We start from the raw sequence: 19,770 nt of genomic DNA, 5'->3' as shown, positions 1-19,770 counted from the left end.
GGTAATGCCCGCGTGGGAGCGGGCTGAAACCCTCGTGTTCGCACGTTGCGAAGCAGAGTAGCTGGCGGGGCTGCGGCGCGCCATCACCTGGTGCGGATGTTTAGGGGTTCTGCCGGGTTTCGCGGGTGCCGGGCGGTCAGTGCCAGCGGCCGGTGAGAACGCCTAGTGCGCCTAGTGCGACGGCGGCCGCGGTGGAGGTGCGGAGGACGGTCGGGCCGAGGCGGACCGTGGTGGCTCCGGCTTGTTCGAGGGCGGCGAGTTCGTCGTCGGTGATGCCGCCTTCGGGGCCGACGACGAGGAGGAGGTCGCCGCCGTCGGGGAGGTCGAGGTCGGTGAGTTTGCTGGTGACGCCGGATTCGAGGACGAGCGTCGCGGACATCGTGGCGGCCAGTTGTGCGAGCTCGCGGGTGCCGACTGGTTCGGCGACGGCGGGCACGTGGGCGCGGCGGGCTTGTTTCGCGGCTGAGCGGGCGGTGGCGCGCCAGCGGGCGAGGGCTTTCTCGCCGCGGGGTCCGTCGTCCCAGCGGGCGACGCTGCGGGCGGCGCGCCAGGGCACGATCGCGTCCGCGCCGGCTTCGGTGGCCAGTTCGACGGCCAATTCCCCGCGGTCGCCCTTGGCGAGGGCCTGGGCGACGTGGACGCGCAGCGCGGGCGGTTCTTCTTGCCAGCGCTCGAGAACGGTGAGCGTGACCGAGGCCGCCCGGCCCGCTTCGACGGCGTCCACGGCGCAGCGGGCCATCGCGCCGGCGCCGTCGGAGAGCACGAGCTGCTCCCCCACGCGCAGCCGGCGCACAGTGGCCGCGTGCCGGGCTTCCTCGCCGTCGAGCAGCGCCCGTCCTTCGGCGGGCACCGCCGGGGCGAGGAAGACCGGCAGTGTGGTGTCCGGCACAGTCAGCGGTTCTTCGCGCGGAGCTTGGAGAACAGGCCGCCGTGCTTGCTGCCGTTGGCGGCAAGCGTCGGGACCTCTTCGCCGCGCTGCTGGGCCAGGTCGACGAGCAGGTCGCGCTGGGCCTCGTCGAGCTTGGTCGGCACCACGACGTCGATGTGCACGTGCAGGTCGCCGCGGCCGTCGACGCGGCCGGACGAGCGCAGCCGCGGCATGCCCTTGCCGGTGAGCACCAGTTCGGTGTTGGGCTGGGTGCCGGGCTCGATGTCGAGTTCGTAGTCGCCGTCGACCAGGGTGGCGATCGGGACCGTCGCGCCGAGCGCCGCGGTGGTCATCGGGATGCGGAAGTTGCAGTGCAGGTCGTTGCCCTCGCGGACGAACACCTCGTGCGGGGCCTCGTCGATCTCGACGTAGAGGTCGCCCGCCGGGCCGCCGCCGGGGCCGACCTCGCCCTGGCCGGACAGCCGGATCCGCATGCCGTCGCCGACGCCGGGCGGGATCTTCGCGGTGACGCCGCGCCGCGACCGGATCCGGCCGTCGCCGCCGCACTGGCGGCACGGGTCGGGGATGACCTCGCCGAAGCCGCGGCACACCGGGCACGGGCGCGCGGTGACGACCTGGCCGAGGAACGACCGCTGCACGGACTGGACCTCGCCGGCCCCGCCGCAGGTGTCGCAGGTCTTGGTGCTGGTGCCCTCGGCGGTGCCCGCGCCGCGGCACAGGTCGCAGACGATCGCGGTGTCGACGGTGATCTCGCGGTCGACGCCGGTCGCGCACTCCTCGAGGGTGAGGCCGAGCCGGATCAGCGCGTCGGAGCCGGGCTGCACGCGGCTGCGCGGCCCGCGGCCCCGTCCGCCGCCTCCGCCCGCGGCGCCGAAGAAGGCGTCCATGATGTCGCCGAGCCCGCCGAAGCCCGCGAACGGGTCGCCGCCGCCTCCGCCGCGGCCGCCCCCGTCCATCGGGTCGCCGCCGAGGTCGACGATCTTGCGCTTCTGCGGATCGGAGAGCACCTCGTACGCGGTGGTCACCTCGCCGAAGCGGTGCTGGGCGTCCTCCGACGGGTTCACGTCGGGGTGCAGCTCACGGGCCAGCTTGCGGTACGCGCGCTTGATCTCCTGATCGCTCGCGTTCTTGGCCACCCCGAGGATCCCGTAGTAGTCCCTCGCCACGTTGCTCTGCCTTCTCCTTCGTGTTCCGCCACGTCCCCGGCCTGCCGCCGGTCAGCGGCCGGACAGGATCTGCCCCACGTAGTTGGCGACCGCTCGGACCGCCGCGATCGTGCCGGGGTAGTCCATCCTGGTCGGCCCGACGACGCCCATCCCCCCGAGCAGCATGTCGTCCCGGCCGTAGCCGATGGACACGACCGAGGTGCTGCGCATCTGCTCGTCCTCATTTTCCTCACCGATGAGCACGGTGACCGCACCGGGGTTGCGGGCGGCGGCGAGCAGCTTCAGCACCACCACCTGTTCCTCGAGCGCTTCGAGCACCTGGCGCAGCGACCCGGGGAAGTCCGCGACGTTGCGGGTGAGGTTGCCGGTGCCGCCGAGCACGATCCGCTCTTCCGGGTGCTCGACCAGCGATTCGACCAGTGTGGTGCAGATCCGGGTGAGGTGGTCGCGCAGGTCCGGCGGAGCGGCGTCGGGCAGCTCCGCCACGTTCGCCGCCGCGTCGGCCAGCCGCCGCCCGGCGAGCGCGCCGTTGAGCACGGTGCGCAGCCGCAGCACGGTCTCCTCGGTGACCACGTCGCCGAGGTCGACGGTGCGCTGGTCGACCCGGCCGGAGTCGGTGATCAGCACCAGCATGAGCCGCGCGGGCGTGAGCGGGACCACCTCGAGGTGGCGCGCCACGGTGTTGGTGAGCATCGGGTACTGCACCACCGCGACCTGGCGGGTGAGCTGCGCGAGCAGCCGGACCGACCGGCGCAGCACGTCGTCGAGGTCGGTGCCGGAGTCGAGGAAGCTGGTGATCGCGCGCCGCTCGGCGGCCGACAGCGGCTTGATCTCCGAAAGCCGGTCGACGAACAGCCGGTACCCCTTGTCGGTCGGGATCCGGCCCGCGCTGGTGTGCGGCTGGGCGATGTACCCCTCTTCTTCCAGGGCGGCCATGTCGTTGCGCACGGTGGCACTGGAAACGCCCAGGTTGTGCCGCTCGACGATCGTCTTCGACCCGACCGGCTCCTGGTTCGAGACATAGTCGGCGACGATCGCGCGCAGCACCTCGAAGCGACGCTCGTCCGTGTTCGCCACCGGCACCTCCTTCGCGGTCCTCCTGCTACTCACAACGAGTTTACGGACCCGGCGGTGCCCGGCGCGCCCTCCGGTCCGGGCGAGCGGGAGTAAAAGGCTGGCAAACAATTTTTAATAGCGACGAACCGGGCAACTCGGAACTTCGCTTGCACGGGGAACCGGAACCCGGTTTTCTGCCTCGGAAAGACTATGAACCACTCGATCCGAAAGCAGTGGCCGACATGAACGCACTTTCTCCCGAAATCGCCGAAATCCGGCAGCGGGCCGCGGAGGCCCAGGAACGGCTGAAGCACGTGTCGGCGACCGCGACGAGCCAGGACGGCGCGGTCACCGCGACCGTCAACACCGCCGGTGCGCTGCAGGAACTCCAGTTCGGCTCCCGCGCGGACGAGATGCCGCGCGCCGCCCTCGCGGCCGCTGTCCTGGCCACCGCCCGGCGCGCCCAGGCCCAGGCGGCGCAGCAGCTGACCGCGATCATGGCACCGGTGATCGGCGAGAACAGCGACGCGATGAAATTCCTCGAAGAACAGATCCCGGAACCGGAAGTTCCGGAGGAAACGGCCCCGCCCGCGCCGCCGCAGCCGCAATTTTTCGACGCGCAGGACGATTCCGCGCCTCCCGCCGCTCCGCCGTCCCGTCCCGCGCGCCCGGCCCGCCCGGCACCGGACCCGACGGACGACGACGACTACTACGGCGGCGGCTCGTTCCTGGGGAGGAACTGATGGCAGACGGATACCAGGTCCATCTCGAGGCCCTGCAGCAGCACAAAGGCGACGTGCAGGACATCGCCGCCGGGGTGCACACGGCAGCGCAGGCCGCGGAACAGGGCCAAGCCCTGGGAGACGATTCCTTCGGAATCGTCGGCCTCCCGTTCGCCATGGTGATGCAGGGCTTCACCGGGACCGCGAGCATGTTCATCGGCCTGGTCGCCGGGGCCGCCGACGATATCGCCGATCGGCTGGGCTCGGCCCACGACGCGTACCGCGACCACGAAAAACAGACTGTCGGCACCGTCGACGGACTCGGGAAGGAGCTGCCGGCATGAGCGGGAACCCGCTGGTCGCGACGAGCGAGGCGCCCTCGGGCGCGCTCACCAACATGGGGTCGTCGAGCAATGAGATGGACAATCTCAACGCCCAGACCTCCGGCACCGGGATCTTCAACGACGTCGCCTCGACCATCACCGACGCCCGCGCGGGCGACTGGGGCAACCTGGTCATGGACGGCATCACCGACGGGCTCGACCTGCTCGGCGCCGCGATGGACCCGCTCGGCTCGTTGGCCGCTGCGGGGGTCGGCTGGCTGATCGAGCACATCAGTTTCCTCAAGGAGGGCCTGGACAAGCTCGCCGGCAACCCGGAGGCAGTCACCGCCAAGGCGACGACCTGGCAGAACATCTCCAAGCAGCTCGACGAGAGCGCGACTCAGTACCAGCAGGCCGCCGCCAAGGTGAAACCCGACTTCCAGGGGCAGGGCGGCTCCGCCTACCAGACCACGGCCGCCGGATACGTCGCCACGCTGAAGGGCGCGTCCGCGCAGGCCAAGGGCACCTCGGTCGGCATGACGATCGCGGCCGCGCTCGTCGGGACCGAACGCGGCATCATCCGCGACATGATCTCGTCGTTCGTCGGCGAGCTGATCATCAAGGGACTGGCCGCGCTGGCGTCGTCCTGGTGCACGTTCGGCGGGACCGTGGCCGCGTTCATCGCCGACACGGTGGTCGAGGGCGGGATCCTCGCGGAGAAGATTTCCGGCCGGATCGCGAAGGTCGTGGAGCAGCTCGAGAAGCTCGCGCAGAAAGCGGGCAAGGCGAAGGGCGCGATCGAAGACGCCGCGAACGCACTCCGCAAACTCGGCAAGAACGCGGGCAAGCTGACCGACAAGAGCGTCGACGCGGCGGTTTCCGTCGAGAACAAGGCCAACAAGCTCAAACAGGCCGGTGCGGACTGGGACAAGCTCAGCCGGGCAGAGAAGTGGGAGAAGGCCGGCGAGAAGGCCGAGGACTGGAAGGACGCGACCGGTGCCAAGCTCCCGGACAACCTGTCCAAGTTCGCCGAACCGAACCGCAGCTCCCTCAACCTGTCGAAATGGCAGGAAGCCGACGGCGGCGTGCCCAAGTGGAACACCGCCGACACCACCGGCGTCGTGGCCGAAGGGCGGCGGCAGGAGAACGAGCAGATCGACCGCTCGCATGAGTCCGCCGAGTCGTACGAGAAGGAGCACGCTCGCGAAGAGGGCGGCGAAGGCGGCGGTTCCGAGAGCACCGGCTCCGAGGGCGGCGGCTCCGAGGGCGGTCCTCGATGACAGTGCGCTCCGCTGACCCGGCCGAGGTCGCGACCGCGAACTTGGCCGGGCGGCTGCACCCGTCCCAGCGGTCCCTGCTGGTCGGCGGATGGATCCGGTTCCAGCTCGGACTGGCCGCCGCGCTGATCGTGTTCGCGGTCGTCCTGCCGCTGACCACGAACGTCCTCGACGGGCAGCACCGTGCGGAGACTCTCGGCGCGGCGCCGTTCGTGCTCCTCCTCATCGTGGCCTTGCTGGTCAGCTGCCTCCGCAGCTACCAGAACCTCAGCCGCCCGCTCACCGTCATCACCGGCTGGACCCACAACTTCGAACAGGACGGCCAATCCCACGCCTACCCGATCTGCGTGCGGCACTACTTCGCCCGCACCTCGCAATGGGAGATGAACGCGGGCGGCACCACTTACCGGCTCACCGAACGGCAGTTCGAAGCCCTCCAGCCGAACCGGAACAACACCGTCTGCGTGATCCCGCGCAGCAAGATCGTGGTCAACATCCTTCCGGCGTGAGCGGAGAACAGGTGCGGGAAGAGACTGTTCAGGCGGCCGCCGACCAGGCCAACCGGGAAGGACGCCTGCATCCGTCCCAGCGGACGATGATCCTCAACGCGGGCTTCTCGATGGCGGTCGTGTGGATCATCCTGTTCGTCGCCGCCGCGATCATGGCTCCGATCGGGATCGGAGTGAGCGCCGACCAGGTGCGGGGCCTGGACCAGTTGCACGCCGACGCCGGTCTGCCGCCGGTGTCGTACTGGTCGCTGAACTGGCAGGTGTATCTGCTGACGGTGTTCTTCCTCGCGCTCGCCGTGTTCCCCGCCCGGCTCATCTGGCGGCGGGTGGCGGAGGTGCGCAGCGGCAAACTCGACGTGGTACCCGGCTGGACGCACGACTACGGGCACGTCACCAAGATCCCGCCGCGCGGGCAGCACCCGATGTACCTCTACGAGATGACCGACCGGATGACGTTCACGTATCTCGTCGTGCACGGCAAGACCTACCGGCTCGATTACGACATGCGGCAGCGAGTGCTCGGCAACCGCACGAACGCCGCGATTCTGACCCCGCGCAGCAAGATTCTGGTCAACGTGGTCGCCGCGTGACCGCGAAAGCCGATCCCGGCGAGGTCGCCGCCGCCGACCCAGCCGGAAGCCTGCACCCGAGTCAACGCGGGGTGGTCTTTGACGCCCTCTTCTGGGCGGTCTGGTGTTCACCGCGGCGGCGCAGCAAGATCGTGGTCAACATCCTTCCGGCGTGAGCGGAGAACAGGTGCGGGAAGAGACTGTGCAGGCGGCCGCCGACCAGGCCAACCGGGAAGGACGCCTGCATCCGTCGCAGCGGAACATGGTGCTGGACGGCAACTTCTGGACGCTCGTCCTGGTGCTGCTCGTCCTCGTCGCGCTGGCGGTCCTGACTCCGATCTGGTTCGGCATCAGCCCCGCCATGATCCAGGCCACCAACAACATCAACGCCTACTTCGGCAAGCCGCTGGTGTCCTACTGGTCGAAGAACGCGTCCCTGTACGTGATGTCGCTCGTCTTCCTGGTGCTCGCGGTGTATCCCGGGCGCGCGATCCGACGGCGGCTGGCGGACTGGCGCGAGGGCAAGGTCACCGTGGTGCCCGGCCTGACGCACGATTTCGGGCACGTGCAGCACCGGCCGTCCGGCGTCCTTCCCCCGATGTACCTGTACGAGATCACGGAACGGATCGCCTTCACCTACCTCGTCGTGAACGGAAAGAGCTACCGGCTCGATCCCGATCTGAAGAGCCGGGTGCTCGGCGGCCGCACCAACGGTGCGATCTTCACCCCGCGCAGCAAATTGCTGGTCAATGTGGTCGCCGCGTGACCGCGAAGGCCGATCCCGGCGAGGTCGCCGCCGCCAATCTCGCCGGGAGACTGCATCCGAGCCAGCGCGGGGAGGCGCTCGGCTGCTTCTTCTGGGCGGTCTGGGTGTTCGTCGCGATCGAGGTGACGATCGCGGTCGTCGCGGTCGCCAAATCCGGCTTCACCGCGTCCGCGTTGGTGGCGGTGGCGGTCGCCCTGGTCGTCCTCGTGCTGGCAGTCCGGTTCGGGCGGCGGCAGTTCGCCGACTGCCGCGCGCCGCTGACGGTCGTGCCCGGGCCGGTGCACGATTTCGGTGCCGGTCCGATCACCGACGACTACCCGGTCGGGGTCAAGCACACCCCGCGCGGTCCGGGAACGATCGAGAAATGGCAGCTCCGCGTGGGCGGCCGCACCCATTCGGTCAATCCGGCCCGTGGCAAACGGCTGGCGGACGAGCGAGTCATCGCGGTGTGCCTGCTCGGGAACAGCGGCACGGTGGCGAGCATCGTCGGCGAAAACGGCGTGTGGTGAGCCCGGGTCACGAATTCTTCGGGAACCCCAGGTTCACCCCCGCGTGCGAGGTGTCCGGCCACCGCGATGTGACCACCTTTGTCCGCGTGAAGAAGTGGAATCCCTCTGGTCCGTAGGCGTGCGTGTCGCCGAACAGGGAGTCCTTCCAGCCGCCGAAGGAGTAGTACCCGACGGGCACCGGGATGGGGACGTTGACGCCTACCATGCCTACCTCGACCTCGTTCTGGAAGCGGCGCGCGGCGCGTCCGTCGCCGGTGAAGATGGCGGTTCCGTTGCCGTACGGGTTGGCATTGATGAGCGCCAGCGCGTCGTCGAAGCTCGTCGTTCGGGCGACGGACAGGACGGGGCCGAAGATTTCGTCGGTGTACACCGCCATACTGGGCGTGACGCGGTCGAAAAGCGTGGGGCCGAGCCAGAATCCGTCGTTCTCTCCGTCTGCCTCCACGCCCCGGCCGTCCATCACGAGTTCCGCGCCTTCGGCCACTCCGGTGTCCACATAGGACGCAACTCGCTCGTGGTGCGCCCTGGTCACCAGCGGGCCCATCTCCGACGACGGTTTGCGGCCGTCCCCGACGCGCAGTTTCCGCATCCGGTCCACTATTTTGGCCACCAGTTCGTCCGCGATCGGCTCGACGGCGACCACTACCGAAACCGCCATGCACCGTTCGCCCGCCGAGCCGAAACCGGCGGACACGGCGGCGTCCGCGGCCAGGTCGAGGTCGGCGTCCGGCAGTACGACCATGTGGTTCTTCGCCCCGCCCAGCGCCTGGACGCGCTTTCCGTGGCTGGTGCCGGTTTCGTAGACGTAGCGGGCGATCGGGGTCGAGCCGACGAAGGAGATCGCCTTGACGTCCGGGTGCGCGAGAAGTCCGTCGACCGCGACTTTGTCGCCCTGCAGCACGTTGAACGCGCCGGACGGCAGGCCCGCTTCGGCAAGAAGCTCCGCGATGAACAGCGCCGCGGACGGGTCCTTCTCGCTCGGTTTGAGCACGACGGTGTTGCCGCACGCCAGCGCGTTCGGCACGAACCAGAGCGGCACCATCGCCGGGAAGTTGAACGGCGAGATCACGCCGACCACGCCGAGCGGCTGCGCGATCGAGTACACGTCGACGCCGGTGGAGGCGTTCTCGCTGAACCCGCCCTTGAGCATTTGCGCCGCGCCGCACGCGTATTCGACGTTCTCGATCGCGCGCGCGACCTCGCCCGCTGCGTCCGATTCGACCTTGCCGTGCTCGCTCGTCACGATCTTCGCCAGCTCGTGTTTGCGCGCCTGGAGCAGCTCCCGGAAGGCGAACAGCACCCGCGTGCGCCCGGCGAGCGACGTGCCCCGCCAGCCCGGCAAGGCAGCGGCCGCGGCGGCTACCGCCTGGTCCACCTCGGCCGGCCCCGCGAAGTCCACCTGCGCGCTGACCTGGCCGGTCGCCGGGTCGTACACGTCGCCGGTGCGTCCGGTGCCGACGACCGGCTTGCCGTCGATCCAATGGCTGATGCGGTCGGTCACGACGTCCGCTCCTTCCGGTCGGGTGCCCCCGAGTCTCCGGGCGAGACAGGCGGGTCCGCCATCGACAACGTGTACGGACTACCCCTCTCCGCCGTACAGTCTGTGCCCTGCCGGCCAGCAAGGGGGACCGATGTACCCGACCGTCGCCGAGGCGCTCGCGTTGCCGGTGCTGCGCCAAGGGTGTCCGCGCGTGGTCGCGGGCAGCACCGGGCTCGAACGGCGGGTGCGCTGGGCGCACGCGGCCGAGGTCGCCGACATCGCGCATCTGCTGCGCGGCGGAGAACTCGTGCTCACCACGGGGGTCGCGCTCCCGGACGACGACGCGACGCTGACCCGGTACGTCGCCGATCTCGCCGAGGTGGGCGTCGCGGGCCTGGTGGTCGAGCTGGTGCGGCACTGGAACGACCGGCTGCCGCGCGCCCTGGTCACGGCGGCTGAGCAGCGCGGATTGCCGCTCGTGACGCTGTCCCGCGAGACGCGCTACGTCGCGGTGACCGAGGCAGTGAATGGGATGATTGTGGACGCGCAGCTCGCCGAACTGCGGGCGGCGGAGCGGGTGCACGAGACGTTCACGTCGCTGACCGTCGCGGGGGCTGAGCCCGCCGCGGTGCTGGCCGAGGTGGCGCGGCTGACCGAGCAGTCGGTCGTGCTCGAGACGCTGGAACACGAAGTCCTCGCCTACGACACGGCAGGCACGGATCCGGGTGAACTGCTGATCGGCTGGCCGGCTCGGTCGCGAGTGGTGCAGGTCGGCGAGCGCACCGGGTACCACTCGGCGGCGGGCTGGCTGGTCACCGTGGTCGGCGCGCGGGGCCACGACTGGGGTCGGCTGGTGCTCGTGTGCGCCGAGCCGCCACCGCATCGGTACCAGGTGGTCGCCGAACGGGCCGCGTCGGCGCTCGCGGTGCACCGGCTCGTCGCGCGCGACTCCGACACCCTCGAACGGCAAGCGCACCGCGCGGTGTTGACCGAGTTGCTGAATTCGCCAGCGCCGACCGCGGAGATCCTCGCGCGCTCTTCTGCGCTCGCCGTGCCGCTGACCGGACGACAGCTGGTCGGCCTGGCGGTACGGCCACGCATCACTGCGACTACGCGCCCGACGCTGTCTACGCCGCCACTGTTGCGCGAGCTGGCCGAAGCGACCGCGCTCGCGACGCGCCGGGCGAAGGTGTCCGCGCTGGTTTCGACGGACGAGACTGCCGTACGCGCGCTTCTCGCGCTCTCACCGGAAGCCAACGCGGACGCCGTCCTTCAGCGCCTAGCCACCGACATCCACGACGCGCGCGCTTCCGCGCCGGCCGCGCTCGGCGTAGGCACGACTGTCACCGGACCCGCTGAGGCACAACGCACTTTGGTCGAAGCCGCACACGTCGCTGCCGCCGCGCTTGACGAGGACGACGGACAACCGTTGCACCGTCTTAAGGACGTTCGCCTACGCGGCCTCCTGCACCTTCTCGCCGACGATGAGCGCGTACACGCCTTCGCCGCACGAGAGCTGGGCCCGCTCCTCGAACGCGACGCTGCGTCGGGCAGTCGCCTCGTCCCCGCGCTGCGGCACTACTGCGCGCACGGCGGCAACAAGTCCGCCGCGGCCGTCGCTGCCCACACCTCGCGGACGGCGTACTACCAGCAACTCGCCCGCATCGAACAGGTGCTGGGAGTGCGACTGGAAGATCCGGAGTCGATGTTGTCGCTGTACGTGGCATTGCTCGCGCACGACCTCGGTGCCGCCACCCGTCCGAGCGAGGAAAACCCACCCGGACGAGGAGCACAGTGATCGGGTTCGCGGTGCCGATATCCCTCGTATGGTGTTCTCTTCCTTCGCTCCGGTCGCAGCGGCCGTGATCGGGTTCGGCGGCCTGGCCGCACCGCACGTCCCGGAGTCCGTGCTGCAGCTGACCGTGCACGAGACCTCCGGGCGCGTCACGAGCGCGTCCCTCACCTGCGACCCCACCGGCGGCACGCACCGCCACCGCGACACCGCCTGCGCGACCCTCACCGCGGTCGACGGCGATTTCGCCCGCATCACCCCGCACCGGCAGAAGTGCACGATGATCTACTCCCCCGTGGACGTCACCGCGCTGGGCAGCTGGCACGGCACCCGGGTCACGTACCGGGCGACGTACCCGAACAAGTGCGCGGCGGACAGCCAGTCGAACGGGGTCTTCGCGCTGTAGATCCTGGCGGGCGGCGATCGGTTCCGGCCGCCCCGGAATCGGTTGCCGCAGCAGGAAATTCGGTGGGACGCCGACACTGTCCTCCGTAGGCTGCGTCGTCGTGATGACCCCGACGACCCTGCGCGAGCTGTACTTCGCGGTGCACGAATACGCCGGCTCGGCAGTGTTCTCCGACGTGCTGTCCCCGTGGCTCGGCGAGCATGCCGCCAGCGCGCGCGAGATGCTGGCTCCGCTGGCGGTCTGCGGAGAATGGCAGCGAACGGAATACGTCTGGGGCGATCTGCTCGAGCAAGCGTATGCGCTCCACCGGATCAGCGATCTCCTGCTGCTGGGCTTCCAGTCCGGCCTCCCGGACGGAGCCGCAACGCCGTGGGCGCACCGATTGCACCTGCCCGACCACGAAGTGCGCGTCACCGCGGACGAGTACGTCGGCTTTTTCTCCGCACTGGGCATGCGACGGATGGAAGTCGCCCGGTTCGATCCGTTTTTCCACGAGATCGCGGCCGTCGACCAGAGCGATGATCCGGACGAGCCCATCGAGCTCGTCGGCGAACAGTGGCCGTGCCTCATGCTCGGCGAACTGCTGTTCGGCCGGGCCGGGGTCGTCGTACGGGCCGGGGAACGGCACGCGACAGCGGGGATCGCGGACCGGTCGGCGCTGGAGGATTCGTTCCTCCGCCGCCATCGGCCGACCAGCGACGGATCGCTCGGCTGGGGGCACAATTCGCAGTGGAAGACCGATTTCCGCCGCGACTACCTGACCGCGGACGCCTACCGGTTCAACGTCGACGCGAACGCGGACATCGACGGGGAAAGCCCGTTCGGAGACGCGGACCTGACCCCGGCGGAGCGCCGCGACCTGGTGCGCCATCGCTGCGCGGTGCGCCGCTCCGAGCACCTGCCGGATGCCGAAAACCCCGACGAGAACCCCCTGGTCGACTGGCGGCTGACGGCGCCACGGAGCTGACCCGTCATTCGCACGGGGCCTGGGCCCGGAGGATCTCCCGGGCCCGGGAACGGCTCAGGTTCCAGGCGGGCCAAGAATCATCGGGCAGCGCACGGGCGATCGGGCGCAGCAGGCACGCCGCGTCGGGACGGCGTTCCGCCACGACCGGGGCCACGTCGGCGGAGAACTGGCGCAGGTAGCGGAGGTCGAGCGGCTTGCCCTGCGCCGCCCGGTCCAGGTTGGCGGTCGTGATCGCCGATTCCGGGTTCGCCGCGGCCAATCCCAGCAGCGCCAGCGCAGCGGTCGCGATCGCCGCGCGGGGCAGCCAGTTCGCGCGAAGTGTGCCCAGCGTCGCCCCGATCAGGACGAACACCACGCCCAGCCAGATCTCGCACACCTCCACCAGCAGCCGCAGCACGGTGAATCCGTAGGCCTGCTGGTAGGTCCACATGCGACTCAATGCGGACAGCACCACGACCAGGCTCAGCACGGTCAGCGCGCCGAGCAGTGCCCGCAACACCGTCCGGTCGGCGCGGGTGGCTTTCGGGGCCCAGCGCAGGGCCGCGGCGACGATGCCGAGGGTCAGCACGGTGCAGGCGCAGAGTTGCCAGAAACCGCCGCGTGCGTAGTCCGCCGAGGTGAGGCCGTCGGTGCGGAGGACGTAGTCCGTGCCACCGAAAAGGGCCGCCGCTTGCACGCCGACGTACGCGGTGAACAGCACCGACAAGGTGCCCAGCGAGGACGTCCAGGACAGCCGGTCGCCGACTGTGGTCGTCCGGTTTTCCCTTGCGGGCAAGGGATCCGCGGCGATCAGGAAGACGGCTGCCATCGCCGCGAAGCCCACTCCGAACACCAGCGCGGCTTGGACGGCCGAACCGGGACGCACCTCCGGGACGAGGCCGCTCACGAACTCCGCGAAGCGAGGGTCCGAGGTGATCAGCAACGGCAAGAACACCACCAGGACCAGCCCGGACAGCAGAACCGCGCCGAGGGCCCGCCCCTGTCGCCGACCGGACCGGGGACTCCGGCGCAGCAGCCACGGCACCGCGCGGAACGCTTCGAGCGGGACGGCGAGCACGTCGTAGGTCGTGCCGTGCACAGTCCGCTTCCCCACGACGGCAAGCGACGCCGCGACTGCCGCCGCGAGCCCGCACAAGACGAACAACCATTCGGCCGCGCGCAGGGCTCCCACCGCAAGCAGCGCGATCGCCAGCAGTGCCCAACCTGCCTGCCCCCAACGCCTCGCTTTTCCTTCTCCTGCCCCGGACAGCCGCGCGCACGCCAAGAGCACCACGGCCGCGACCAGCAACGCCAGCACCCAGCCGATGCCGGGCCGGTCCACCGGCACGACGACCGCCGCCACGACCGCGACCGTCAGCGCGGCCACCTTCGCCCCGACGGGGACCCCGGCTTCGGCCCGCTCGAACAACGGCCTCGGCCCCGGCTGCCGGACGATGCGCACCACCCACGGCGGAACGGCATGCGCGGGGTGATTCTGGACCTGCTCGGACATGGAACCTCTCTTCGCGATAGCAAATTTCAGTGTGTGCGGCGGGCGCGGATTCTCACCTGCCGATAGGCGCGCGCCTCGGCGGTACGTGAGGGGAACCCTGCGGGAATCAGATTCCGTGCGGGGAACCCTCACGCACCTCAGCGGAAGTGCGGCCCGCAGCTCAAGCGGGCAGAGTCACCCGGATCCGGCATCCGGGCCCGCCGCCAGCAGCAAGACCTCCGCCAGGCACCGGATCGACCACTGCGACGGTCCCCCCGTGCAGTTCCACCACCCACCGCGCGATCGCCAAGCCCAGCCCGGTCCCGCCGCCGCCAGCGCGTTCTCCCCGGGTGAACCGTTCGAACACCCGTTCCCGGTCGGCTTCCGGAATCCCCGGCCCCTGGTCGTGCACCTCGATCCGCGCCTCCCCGGGCTCGACCCGCGCCAGCACCGCCACCTCTCCCCCGGCCGGGCCGTGCCGCGCGGCGTTCTCCAGCAGGTTCAGCACCACCTGGTAGATCCGTTCCCGGTCGGCGGGCACCGTCGCGCCGGACGGGGTCACCGAGATCGCGAACCGGACGCCCCGGCCTGCCGCCGCGGCCATGGCTTCCGCCTCCGCGGCGACCTCGGCGAGCAGGTCTTCGAGATCGACCTGCGAACGGTCCAGCGGCAGCGTTCCGGCGTCGATCTGCGACAGGTCCAGCAGTTCGGTGACCAGCCGCCCCAGGCGTTCGGTCTGGTGCAACGCCGTGCGGAGCGTCGCGGGATCCGGCGAAGCGACGCCGTCCACGAGGTTCTCCAGCACGGCGTTCAGCGCGGTGATCGGCGTCCGGAGTTCGTGCGACACGTTCGCGACCAGTTCGCGGCGCTGCCGGTCCGCGGTGGACAGGTCGGCGGCCATCTGGTTGAACGCCGCGGCCAGCGAGCCGACCTCGTCGCGGGCGGTGGCGCGGATCCGGCGGGTGTAATCGCCTTTCGCCATCGCCCGCGCGGCCGCTGTCATCTCGCGCAGCGGCCTGGTCATGCCGTGCGCCAGGATCTGCGACGTCAGCAGCGCGATCACCACCGCGGTCACCGTCGTCCGCGGCGGCAGCCAGCCGATCTGGTAGCGGAAGAACGCGAACGCGATCCCGCCGGACGCGACCATCAGGATCGCCAGTTTCAGCTTGATCGACCGGATCCGGTCCAGCGGTCTCGGCAGGAAATCGACGGCCTTCGCGACAAACGGCTTCACGCGGGGACCTCCAGCGCGTACCCGACCCCGTGCACCGTCCGGATCAGGTCGGCCCCGAGCTTCCGCCGCAGCGCCTTGATGTGGCTGTCCACCGCCCGGGTGCCGGCTCCGGTCGCCTGCACGTCCCAGTCCCACACCTCGCTCAGCAGCCGTTCCCTCGGCTGCACCGCGCGCGGACGGCGCGCGAAATGCACCAGGAGATCGAATTCGATCGGCGTCAGCTGGGCGGGTTCGCCCCCTCGGCGAACCCGCCGTTCCGCGATGTCGATCTCCAGATCCCCCAGCACGATCCGTTCCTCCGCCGCCGCCGAGGACCGCTCCACCCGCCGCAGCAGCGCCTGGATCCGCGCGGACAGCACGCGCATCGAGAACGGCTTCGTGAGGTAGTCGTCCGCGCCGACGCCGAGCCCCACCAGCAGGTCGGTCTCGTCGGCGCGCGCGGTGAGCATGAGCACCGGCACCGGACGGCGCGCCTGGATCCGGCGGCACACCTCGAGACCGTCGAAACCGGGCAGCATCACGTCGAGAACCACCAGGTCGGGACTGGTCGCCGCCTCCGCGTCGACCGCCGCGGGGCCGTCGTGCGCGACCGTCACGGAGAACCCTTCCGCGCTCAGCCGGGCATCGATCGACGCGGCGATGGTGAGGTCGTCCTCGACGACCAGCACCCGTCTTCCCCCGTTGTCCATGCCGCCGACTTTAAGCAATCACCGTGGAGGCCATCCGGGTGAGATGTGGAGATCCGGTGGAGATGTTTCCGCCGTTTTGCCCGGACGTCACGAGCGGGTTGTGACGTACGTCATGCATCCCGGCGCGGTTCGGCGCAATCGACAGACTGCGCCAAGGGCGGCCGAACAGTGAACAGTCTGTCTCTGCCCCCGGCCCCCGCCCGGCGCGCAGGATTCCGCAATGGAGCCGACGACACGTGAGCACAGCCGGGTGGACCTCGGCGACGTGCGGGCGCTGCGAGGCAGCCGGTTCTTCAACGACGAACTGGCTCCGGTCCCGGTCGAGAAGCGGACCTGGACGACCTACAACTATTTCGCGCTCTGGATGGGGATGGCTCATAACATCCCTTCTTATGCGCTGGCCGCGTCGCTCATCGCGCTCGGCATGAACTGGCTGCAGGCGCTGATCACGATCACCATCGGCAACCTGATCGTGCTCGCGCCGATGCTGCTCAACAGCCACGCCGGCACCAAATACGGCATCCCGTTCCCGGTGTTCGCCCGCGCGTTCTACGGCCTGCGCGGCGCGAACCTCGCCGCGCTGCTGCGCGCGTTCATCGCCTGCGGCTGGTTCGGCATCCAGACCTGGGTGGGCGGCGAGGCGATCTACGTGATCGTCGGGCGGCTCGCCGGGTCCGGCTGGCGCGATTCGGCGGTGATCGCCGGGCAGCACTGGACGATGTGGCTGTCGTTCGCGGTGTTCTGGCTGCTGCAGATGCTGATCATCTGGCGCGGCATGGAGGCGGTCCGCAAGTTCGAGAACTGGACCGCGCCGCTGGTGTCGGTCGGGTTCCTGATCCTGCTCGGCTACGTGCTGGTGAAGGCGGGCGGGCTCGGCCCGATCCTGCACGACAGCGGGAAGCTCGGCTGGGGGCCGGGATTCTGGAAGGTGTTCGCGCCGTCGCTGATGGCGATGATCGCGTTCTGGTCGACGCTGTCGCTGAACATGCCGGACTTCACCCGCTTCGGCGGCAGCCAGCGCAAGCAGATGCGCGGCCAGATCCTCGGGCTGCCGACGACGATGACGTTCATCGCGATCGTCGCCATCCTCACCACGTCCGGCGGGCACGTGCTCTACGGGCAGGACATCTGGGACCCGGCGCAGCTGGCGGACAAGTTCTCCAGCCCGGTCGTGGTGGTCGTCGCGCTGGTCGCGCTGGTGCTGGCGACGATCTCGGCCAACCTGGCGGCGAACGTCGTCAGCCCGTCCTACGATTTCTCCAACGCCTTCCCGAAGCGGATCACCTTCGCGCTCGGCGGCCTGATCACCGGCGTGATCGGCGTCCTGATCCAGCCGTGGCGGCTCTACTCCGACCCGGACATCTACATTTTCGCCTGGCTCGGCTTCTACGGCGGCCTGCTCGGCGCGGTCGCCGGGGTGCTCGTCGCCGGATACTGGGTCGTGAAACGGACCCGGCTGAAGCTGGCCGACCTGTACCTGCCGAGCGGGCAGTACTGGTTCACCGCGGGCTGGCACTGGCGCGCGCTCGTCGCGACGCTGATCGGCGCGGTGCTCGCGGTCGGCGGGGCCTACGGCGGTCCGTTCCCGGCGGACGGGCTCATTCCGTTCCTGAAACCTTTGTACGACTACAACTGGGCAATGGGATTTGTCGGCGCCTTCGTCGCCTACATCCTGTTCAGCCTTCCTTTGAACGCGCACCGGAACGAGGAGGAAACCAGTGTCTGACACGGTCCGAGCCGGCTTGATCCAGCAGCGGTGGACAGGCGACAAGGAGTCGATGATCGCGAACGCGGTCGACGCCATCGGCAAGGCGGCTTCGCAAGGCGCACAGGTGGTGTGCTTGCAGGAACTGTTCTACGGCCCGTATTTCTGCCAGGTGCAGGACGCGGATTTCTATTCCTACACCGAAGCGATCCCGGACGGCCCCACCACGAAGCTCATGCAGGAGGTCGCCGAGCGGCACGGCGTGGTGCTCGTGGTGCCGATGTACGAACAGGAACAGCCGGGCGTCTACTACAACACCGCGGCGGTGATCGACGCCGACGGGAAATACCTCGGAATGCACCGCAAGAACCACATTCCGCAGGTGAAGGGCTTCTGGGAGAAGTTCTACTTCAAGCCGGGCAACCTCGGCTACCCGGTCTTCGACACCGCGGTCGGCCGGATCGGCGTGTACATCTGCTACGAACGGCACTTCCCCGAAGGCTGGCGCGCGCTCGGGCTGGCCGGGGCGCAGATCGTGTTCAACCCGTCGGCGACGAGCCGCGGCCTGTCGGAGTACCTGTGGCGGCTGGAGCAGCCGGCGGCCGCGGTGGCGAACGAGTACTACGTGGGCACGATCAACCGGGTCGGCGTGGAACCGCTGGGCGACAACGACTTCTACGGCCAGTCGTACTTTGTGGACCCACGAGGCCAGCTCGTCGGCGAGGCGGCTTCGGACACCGAGGAGGAGATCGTGGTCCGCGACCTCGACATGGGCCGGCTCGCCGAGGTCCGCGATCTGTGGCAGTTCTACCGCGACCGCCGCCCGGACAGCTACGGCCCGCTCGCGGAGGCCTGATGACTACCCTCATCCAAGGCGGGCAAGTCGTTTCGCCGTCCGGCGCGGTCGCCGCCGACGTGCTGGTGGACGGCGAAACCATCGCGGCGGTCGGCGCACCCGGCACGCTGACCGGCGACGAAACGATCGACGCGACCGGCAAGTACGTGCTGCCCGGCGGGATCGACGCGCACACGCACATGGAAATGCCGTTCGGCGGCACGCATTCGGCCGATTCCTTCGAGACCGGCACCATCGCCGCCGCGTGGGGCGGGACCACGACGATCATCGACTTCGCCGTGCAGGCCAAAGGCACGTCCCTGCTGTCCACACTGGACAAATGGCATGCCAAAGCGGACGGCAACTGCGCGATCGACTACGGGTTCCACATGATCGTGTCGGACGTCAACGACTCCTCGCTCAAGGAAATGCGGGCGTGCGTCGACGGCGGGGTCGGCAGTTTCAAGATGTTCATGGCCTACCCCGGCGTTTTCTATTCCACCGACGGGGAAATCCTGCGCGCCATGCAGCAGGCGCGCGAGATCGGCGCGACGATCATGATGCACGCGGAAAACGGCATCGCGATCGACGAACTGGCCGCGCAGGCGGTCGCCGCCGGGCACACCGACCCGGTGCAGCACGGCCTGACCCGGCCGCCCGAACTGGAAGGCGAGGCGACCTCGCGAGCGATCCGGCTCGCCCAAGTGACCGGATCCCCGCTGTACATCGTGCATTTGTCGGCCGCACAGGCGCTCGCCGCGGTCGCCGAGGCGCGGGACAACGGGCAGAACGTCTTCGCCGAAACCTGTCCGCAGTATCTCTATCTGTCCATTGAGGACCTGGCGAAACCCGATTTCGAGGGCGCCAAGTTCGTCGCTTCGCCGCCGCTGCGGGAGAAATCGCACCAGGCGGACCTGTGGCGCGGGCTGCGCACGAACGACCTCTCCGTGGTGTCCACGGACCATTGCCCGTTCTGCTTCAAGGACCAGAAAGAGCTGGGGCGCGGCGATTTCCGGGCGATCCCGAACGGGATGCCGGGCGTCGAACACCGGATGGACCTGCTGCACCAGGGTGTCGTCGCGGGCGAGATCTCGCTGGGCCGCTGGGTCGAGACGTGCTCGGCGACGCCCGCGCGGATGTTCGGGCTGTACCCGCGCAAGGGCGTGATCGCGGCGGGTTCGGACGCGGACATCGTGGTGTACGACCCTTCCGCGCCGCAGACGCTGTCCGCGGCGACCCATCACATGAACGTGGACTACTCGGCGTACGAAGGGTTTTCGCTCACCGGGAAGGTCCACACTGTCCTGTCGCGCGGTCGTGTCGTGGTCTCTCCGGACGGTTTCCACGGGAGCCCCGGGCACGGAAAGTTCTTGTCCCGTGAACTCAATCAGTATCTGAATTGAGG

21 protein-coding genes are annotated in these 19,770 nt (G+C 69.5%); 14 read left to right on the top strand and 7 right to left on the bottom strand.

Features of this window, described 5'->3' with window-relative positions; genetic code table 11:
- Positions 1-136: 136 nt before the first annotated feature.
- The 3 genes from FKO37_RS18350 to hrcA are packed head-to-tail and all read right to left on the bottom strand — an operon-like array spanning position 137 to position 3,132.
- Positions 137-889: a 16S rRNA (uracil(1498)-N(3))-methyltransferase gene (locus FKO37_RS18350; protein WP_037813609.1), complete on the bottom strand. Its 753-nt coding sequence runs from the start codon at positions 887-889 to the stop codon at positions 137-139.
- 2 nt (positions 890-891) lie between these two features.
- Positions 892-2,055, bottom strand: coding sequence for a molecular chaperone DnaJ (gene dnaJ / locus FKO37_RS18345; RefSeq protein ID WP_037813614.1), 1,164 nt, complete (start codon positions 2,053-2,055; stop codon positions 892-894).
- A gap of 51 nt (positions 2,056-2,106) precedes the next feature.
- Positions 2,107-3,132 (bottom strand): heat-inducible transcriptional repressor HrcA, encoded by a 1,026-nt coding sequence (hrcA, locus tag FKO37_RS18340; RefSeq protein WP_238605209.1) that lies wholly within the window; start codon positions 3,130-3,132, stop codon positions 2,107-2,109.
- Positions 3,133-3,353: 221 nt separating this feature from the next.
- Between hrcA and FKO37_RS18335 the strand changes: the two genes are divergently transcribed.
- The 8 genes from FKO37_RS18335 to FKO37_RS18300 are packed head-to-tail and all read left to right on the top strand — an operon-like array spanning position 3,354 to position 7,786.
- Positions 3,354-3,854: a YbaB/EbfC family nucleoid-associated protein gene (locus tag FKO37_RS18335; protein ID WP_051729021.1), complete on the top strand. Its 501-nt coding sequence runs from the start codon at positions 3,354-3,356 to the stop codon at positions 3,852-3,854.
- The gene (locus tag FKO37_RS18330) at positions 3,854-4,177 is read left to right on the top strand and encodes a type VII secretion target (protein ID WP_238605207.1); all 324 of its coding nucleotides are present in this window, start codon (positions 3,854-3,856) and stop codon (positions 4,175-4,177) included. Before FKO37_RS18335 ends, FKO37_RS18330 begins: the two co-directional genes overlap by 1 nt.
- Entirely contained in the window at positions 4,174-5,436 is a 1,263-nt protein-coding gene (locus FKO37_RS18325) for a hypothetical protein (protein ID WP_238605206.1), read from the top strand. Before FKO37_RS18330 ends, FKO37_RS18325 begins: the two co-directional genes overlap by 4 nt.
- Entirely contained in the window at positions 5,433-5,942 is a 510-nt protein-coding gene (locus tag FKO37_RS18320) for a hypothetical protein (protein WP_238605204.1), read from the top strand. Before FKO37_RS18325 ends, FKO37_RS18320 begins: the two co-directional genes overlap by 4 nt.
- Positions 5,939-6,532 (top strand): hypothetical protein, encoded by a 594-nt coding sequence (locus FKO37_RS18315; RefSeq protein WP_238605203.1) that lies wholly within the window; start codon positions 5,939-5,941, stop codon positions 6,530-6,532. The genes FKO37_RS18320 and FKO37_RS18315 overlap by 4 nt, the downstream gene beginning before the upstream one ends.
- Positions 6,529-6,687, top strand: a complete 159-nt coding sequence (locus tag FKO37_RS18310) for a hypothetical protein (protein WP_238605201.1) — start codon at positions 6,529-6,531, stop codon at positions 6,685-6,687. The genes FKO37_RS18315 and FKO37_RS18310 overlap by 4 nt, the downstream gene beginning before the upstream one ends.
- Entirely contained in the window at positions 6,684-7,277 is a 594-nt protein-coding gene (locus FKO37_RS18305; protein WP_238605199.1) for a hypothetical protein, read from the top strand. Before FKO37_RS18310 ends, FKO37_RS18305 begins: the two co-directional genes overlap by 4 nt.
- On the top strand, positions 7,274-7,786 hold the full coding sequence (locus FKO37_RS18300; RefSeq protein WP_238605198.1) for a hypothetical protein: 513 nt from the start codon (positions 7,274-7,276) through the stop codon (positions 7,784-7,786). Before FKO37_RS18305 ends, FKO37_RS18300 begins: the two co-directional genes overlap by 4 nt.
- A gap of 7 nt (positions 7,787-7,793) precedes the next feature.
- On the opposite strand, the gene FKO37_RS18295 is transcribed toward FKO37_RS18300, so the two are convergent.
- Positions 7,794-9,287: a CoA-acylating methylmalonate-semialdehyde dehydrogenase gene (locus tag FKO37_RS18295; protein ID WP_238605196.1), complete on the bottom strand. Its 1,494-nt coding sequence runs from the start codon at positions 9,285-9,287 to the stop codon at positions 7,794-7,796.
- 130 nt (positions 9,288-9,417) lie between these two features.
- Here FKO37_RS18295 and FKO37_RS18290 point away from each other — a divergent pair, with 130 nt between their 5' ends.
- The 3 genes from FKO37_RS18290 (at position 9,418) to FKO37_RS18280 (ending at position 12,431) form a co-directional block, all read left to right on the top strand.
- Complete coding sequence (locus FKO37_RS18290) at positions 9,418-11,064, top strand: PucR family transcriptional regulator (RefSeq protein WP_238605194.1); 1,647 nt, start codon at positions 9,418-9,420, stop codon at positions 11,062-11,064.
- Between the two features lie 28 nt (positions 11,065-11,092).
- Positions 11,093-11,464 (top strand): SSI family serine proteinase inhibitor, encoded by a 372-nt coding sequence (locus tag FKO37_RS18285; protein ID WP_238605193.1) that lies wholly within the window; start codon positions 11,093-11,095, stop codon positions 11,462-11,464.
- Between the two features lie 103 nt (positions 11,465-11,567).
- Positions 11,568-12,431 (top strand): hypothetical protein, encoded by an 864-nt coding sequence (locus FKO37_RS18280; RefSeq protein ID WP_238608287.1) that lies wholly within the window; start codon positions 11,568-11,570, stop codon positions 12,429-12,431.
- Positions 12,432-12,435: 4 nt separating this feature from the next.
- On the opposite strand, the gene FKO37_RS18275 is transcribed toward FKO37_RS18280, so the two are convergent.
- From FKO37_RS18275 to FKO37_RS18265, 3 genes are all read right to left on the bottom strand, one after another.
- The gene (locus tag FKO37_RS18275; protein WP_238605192.1) at positions 12,436-13,923 is read right to left on the bottom strand and encodes a DUF4153 domain-containing protein; all 1,488 of its coding nucleotides are present in this window, start codon (positions 13,921-13,923) and stop codon (positions 12,436-12,438) included.
- 160 nt (positions 13,924-14,083) lie between these two features.
- A complete protein-coding gene (locus FKO37_RS18270; RefSeq protein ID WP_238605189.1) occupies positions 14,084-15,136 on the bottom strand; it encodes an ATP-binding protein in 1,053 nt (350 codons plus the stop codon).
- A complete protein-coding gene (locus FKO37_RS18265) occupies positions 15,133-15,804 on the bottom strand; it encodes a response regulator transcription factor (protein ID WP_037813644.1) in 672 nt (223 codons plus the stop codon). The genes FKO37_RS18270 and FKO37_RS18265 overlap by 4 nt, the downstream gene beginning before the upstream one ends.
- 241 nt (positions 15,805-16,045) lie before the next feature.
- Between FKO37_RS18265 and FKO37_RS18260 the strand changes: the two genes are divergently transcribed.
- Genes FKO37_RS18260 through hydA form a run of 3 tightly spaced genes read left to right on the top strand, consistent with a single transcriptional unit; the run spans position 16,046 to position 19,768 of the window.
- The gene (locus FKO37_RS18260) at positions 16,046-17,551 is read left to right on the top strand and encodes an NCS1 family nucleobase:cation symporter-1 (protein WP_037813645.1); all 1,506 of its coding nucleotides are present in this window, start codon (positions 16,046-16,048) and stop codon (positions 17,549-17,551) included.
- On the top strand, positions 17,544-18,386 hold the full coding sequence (locus FKO37_RS18255; RefSeq protein ID WP_037813646.1) for a nitrilase-related carbon-nitrogen hydrolase: 843 nt from the start codon (positions 17,544-17,546) through the stop codon (positions 18,384-18,386). Before FKO37_RS18260 ends, FKO37_RS18255 begins: the two co-directional genes overlap by 8 nt.
- Positions 18,386-19,768 carry a dihydropyrimidinase gene (gene hydA, locus FKO37_RS18250; protein WP_238605188.1) on the top strand — a complete coding sequence of 461 codons (1,383 nt, stop codon included), beginning with the start codon at positions 18,386-18,388 and terminating at the stop codon, positions 19,766-19,768. Before FKO37_RS18255 ends, hydA begins: the two co-directional genes overlap by 1 nt.
- Positions 19,769-19,770: the final 2 nt, after the last annotated feature.

It is taken from the genome of Amycolatopsis sp. Poz14 (assembly GCF_006704225.1).
In the GTDB taxonomy this organism is placed as follows: domain Bacteria; phylum Actinomycetota; class Actinomycetes; order Mycobacteriales; family Pseudonocardiaceae; genus Amycolatopsis; species Amycolatopsis nivea.
The sequence above is the reverse complement of the archived record's forward strand: the minus strand, read 5'-3'. Positions and strand labels throughout refer to the sequence as shown.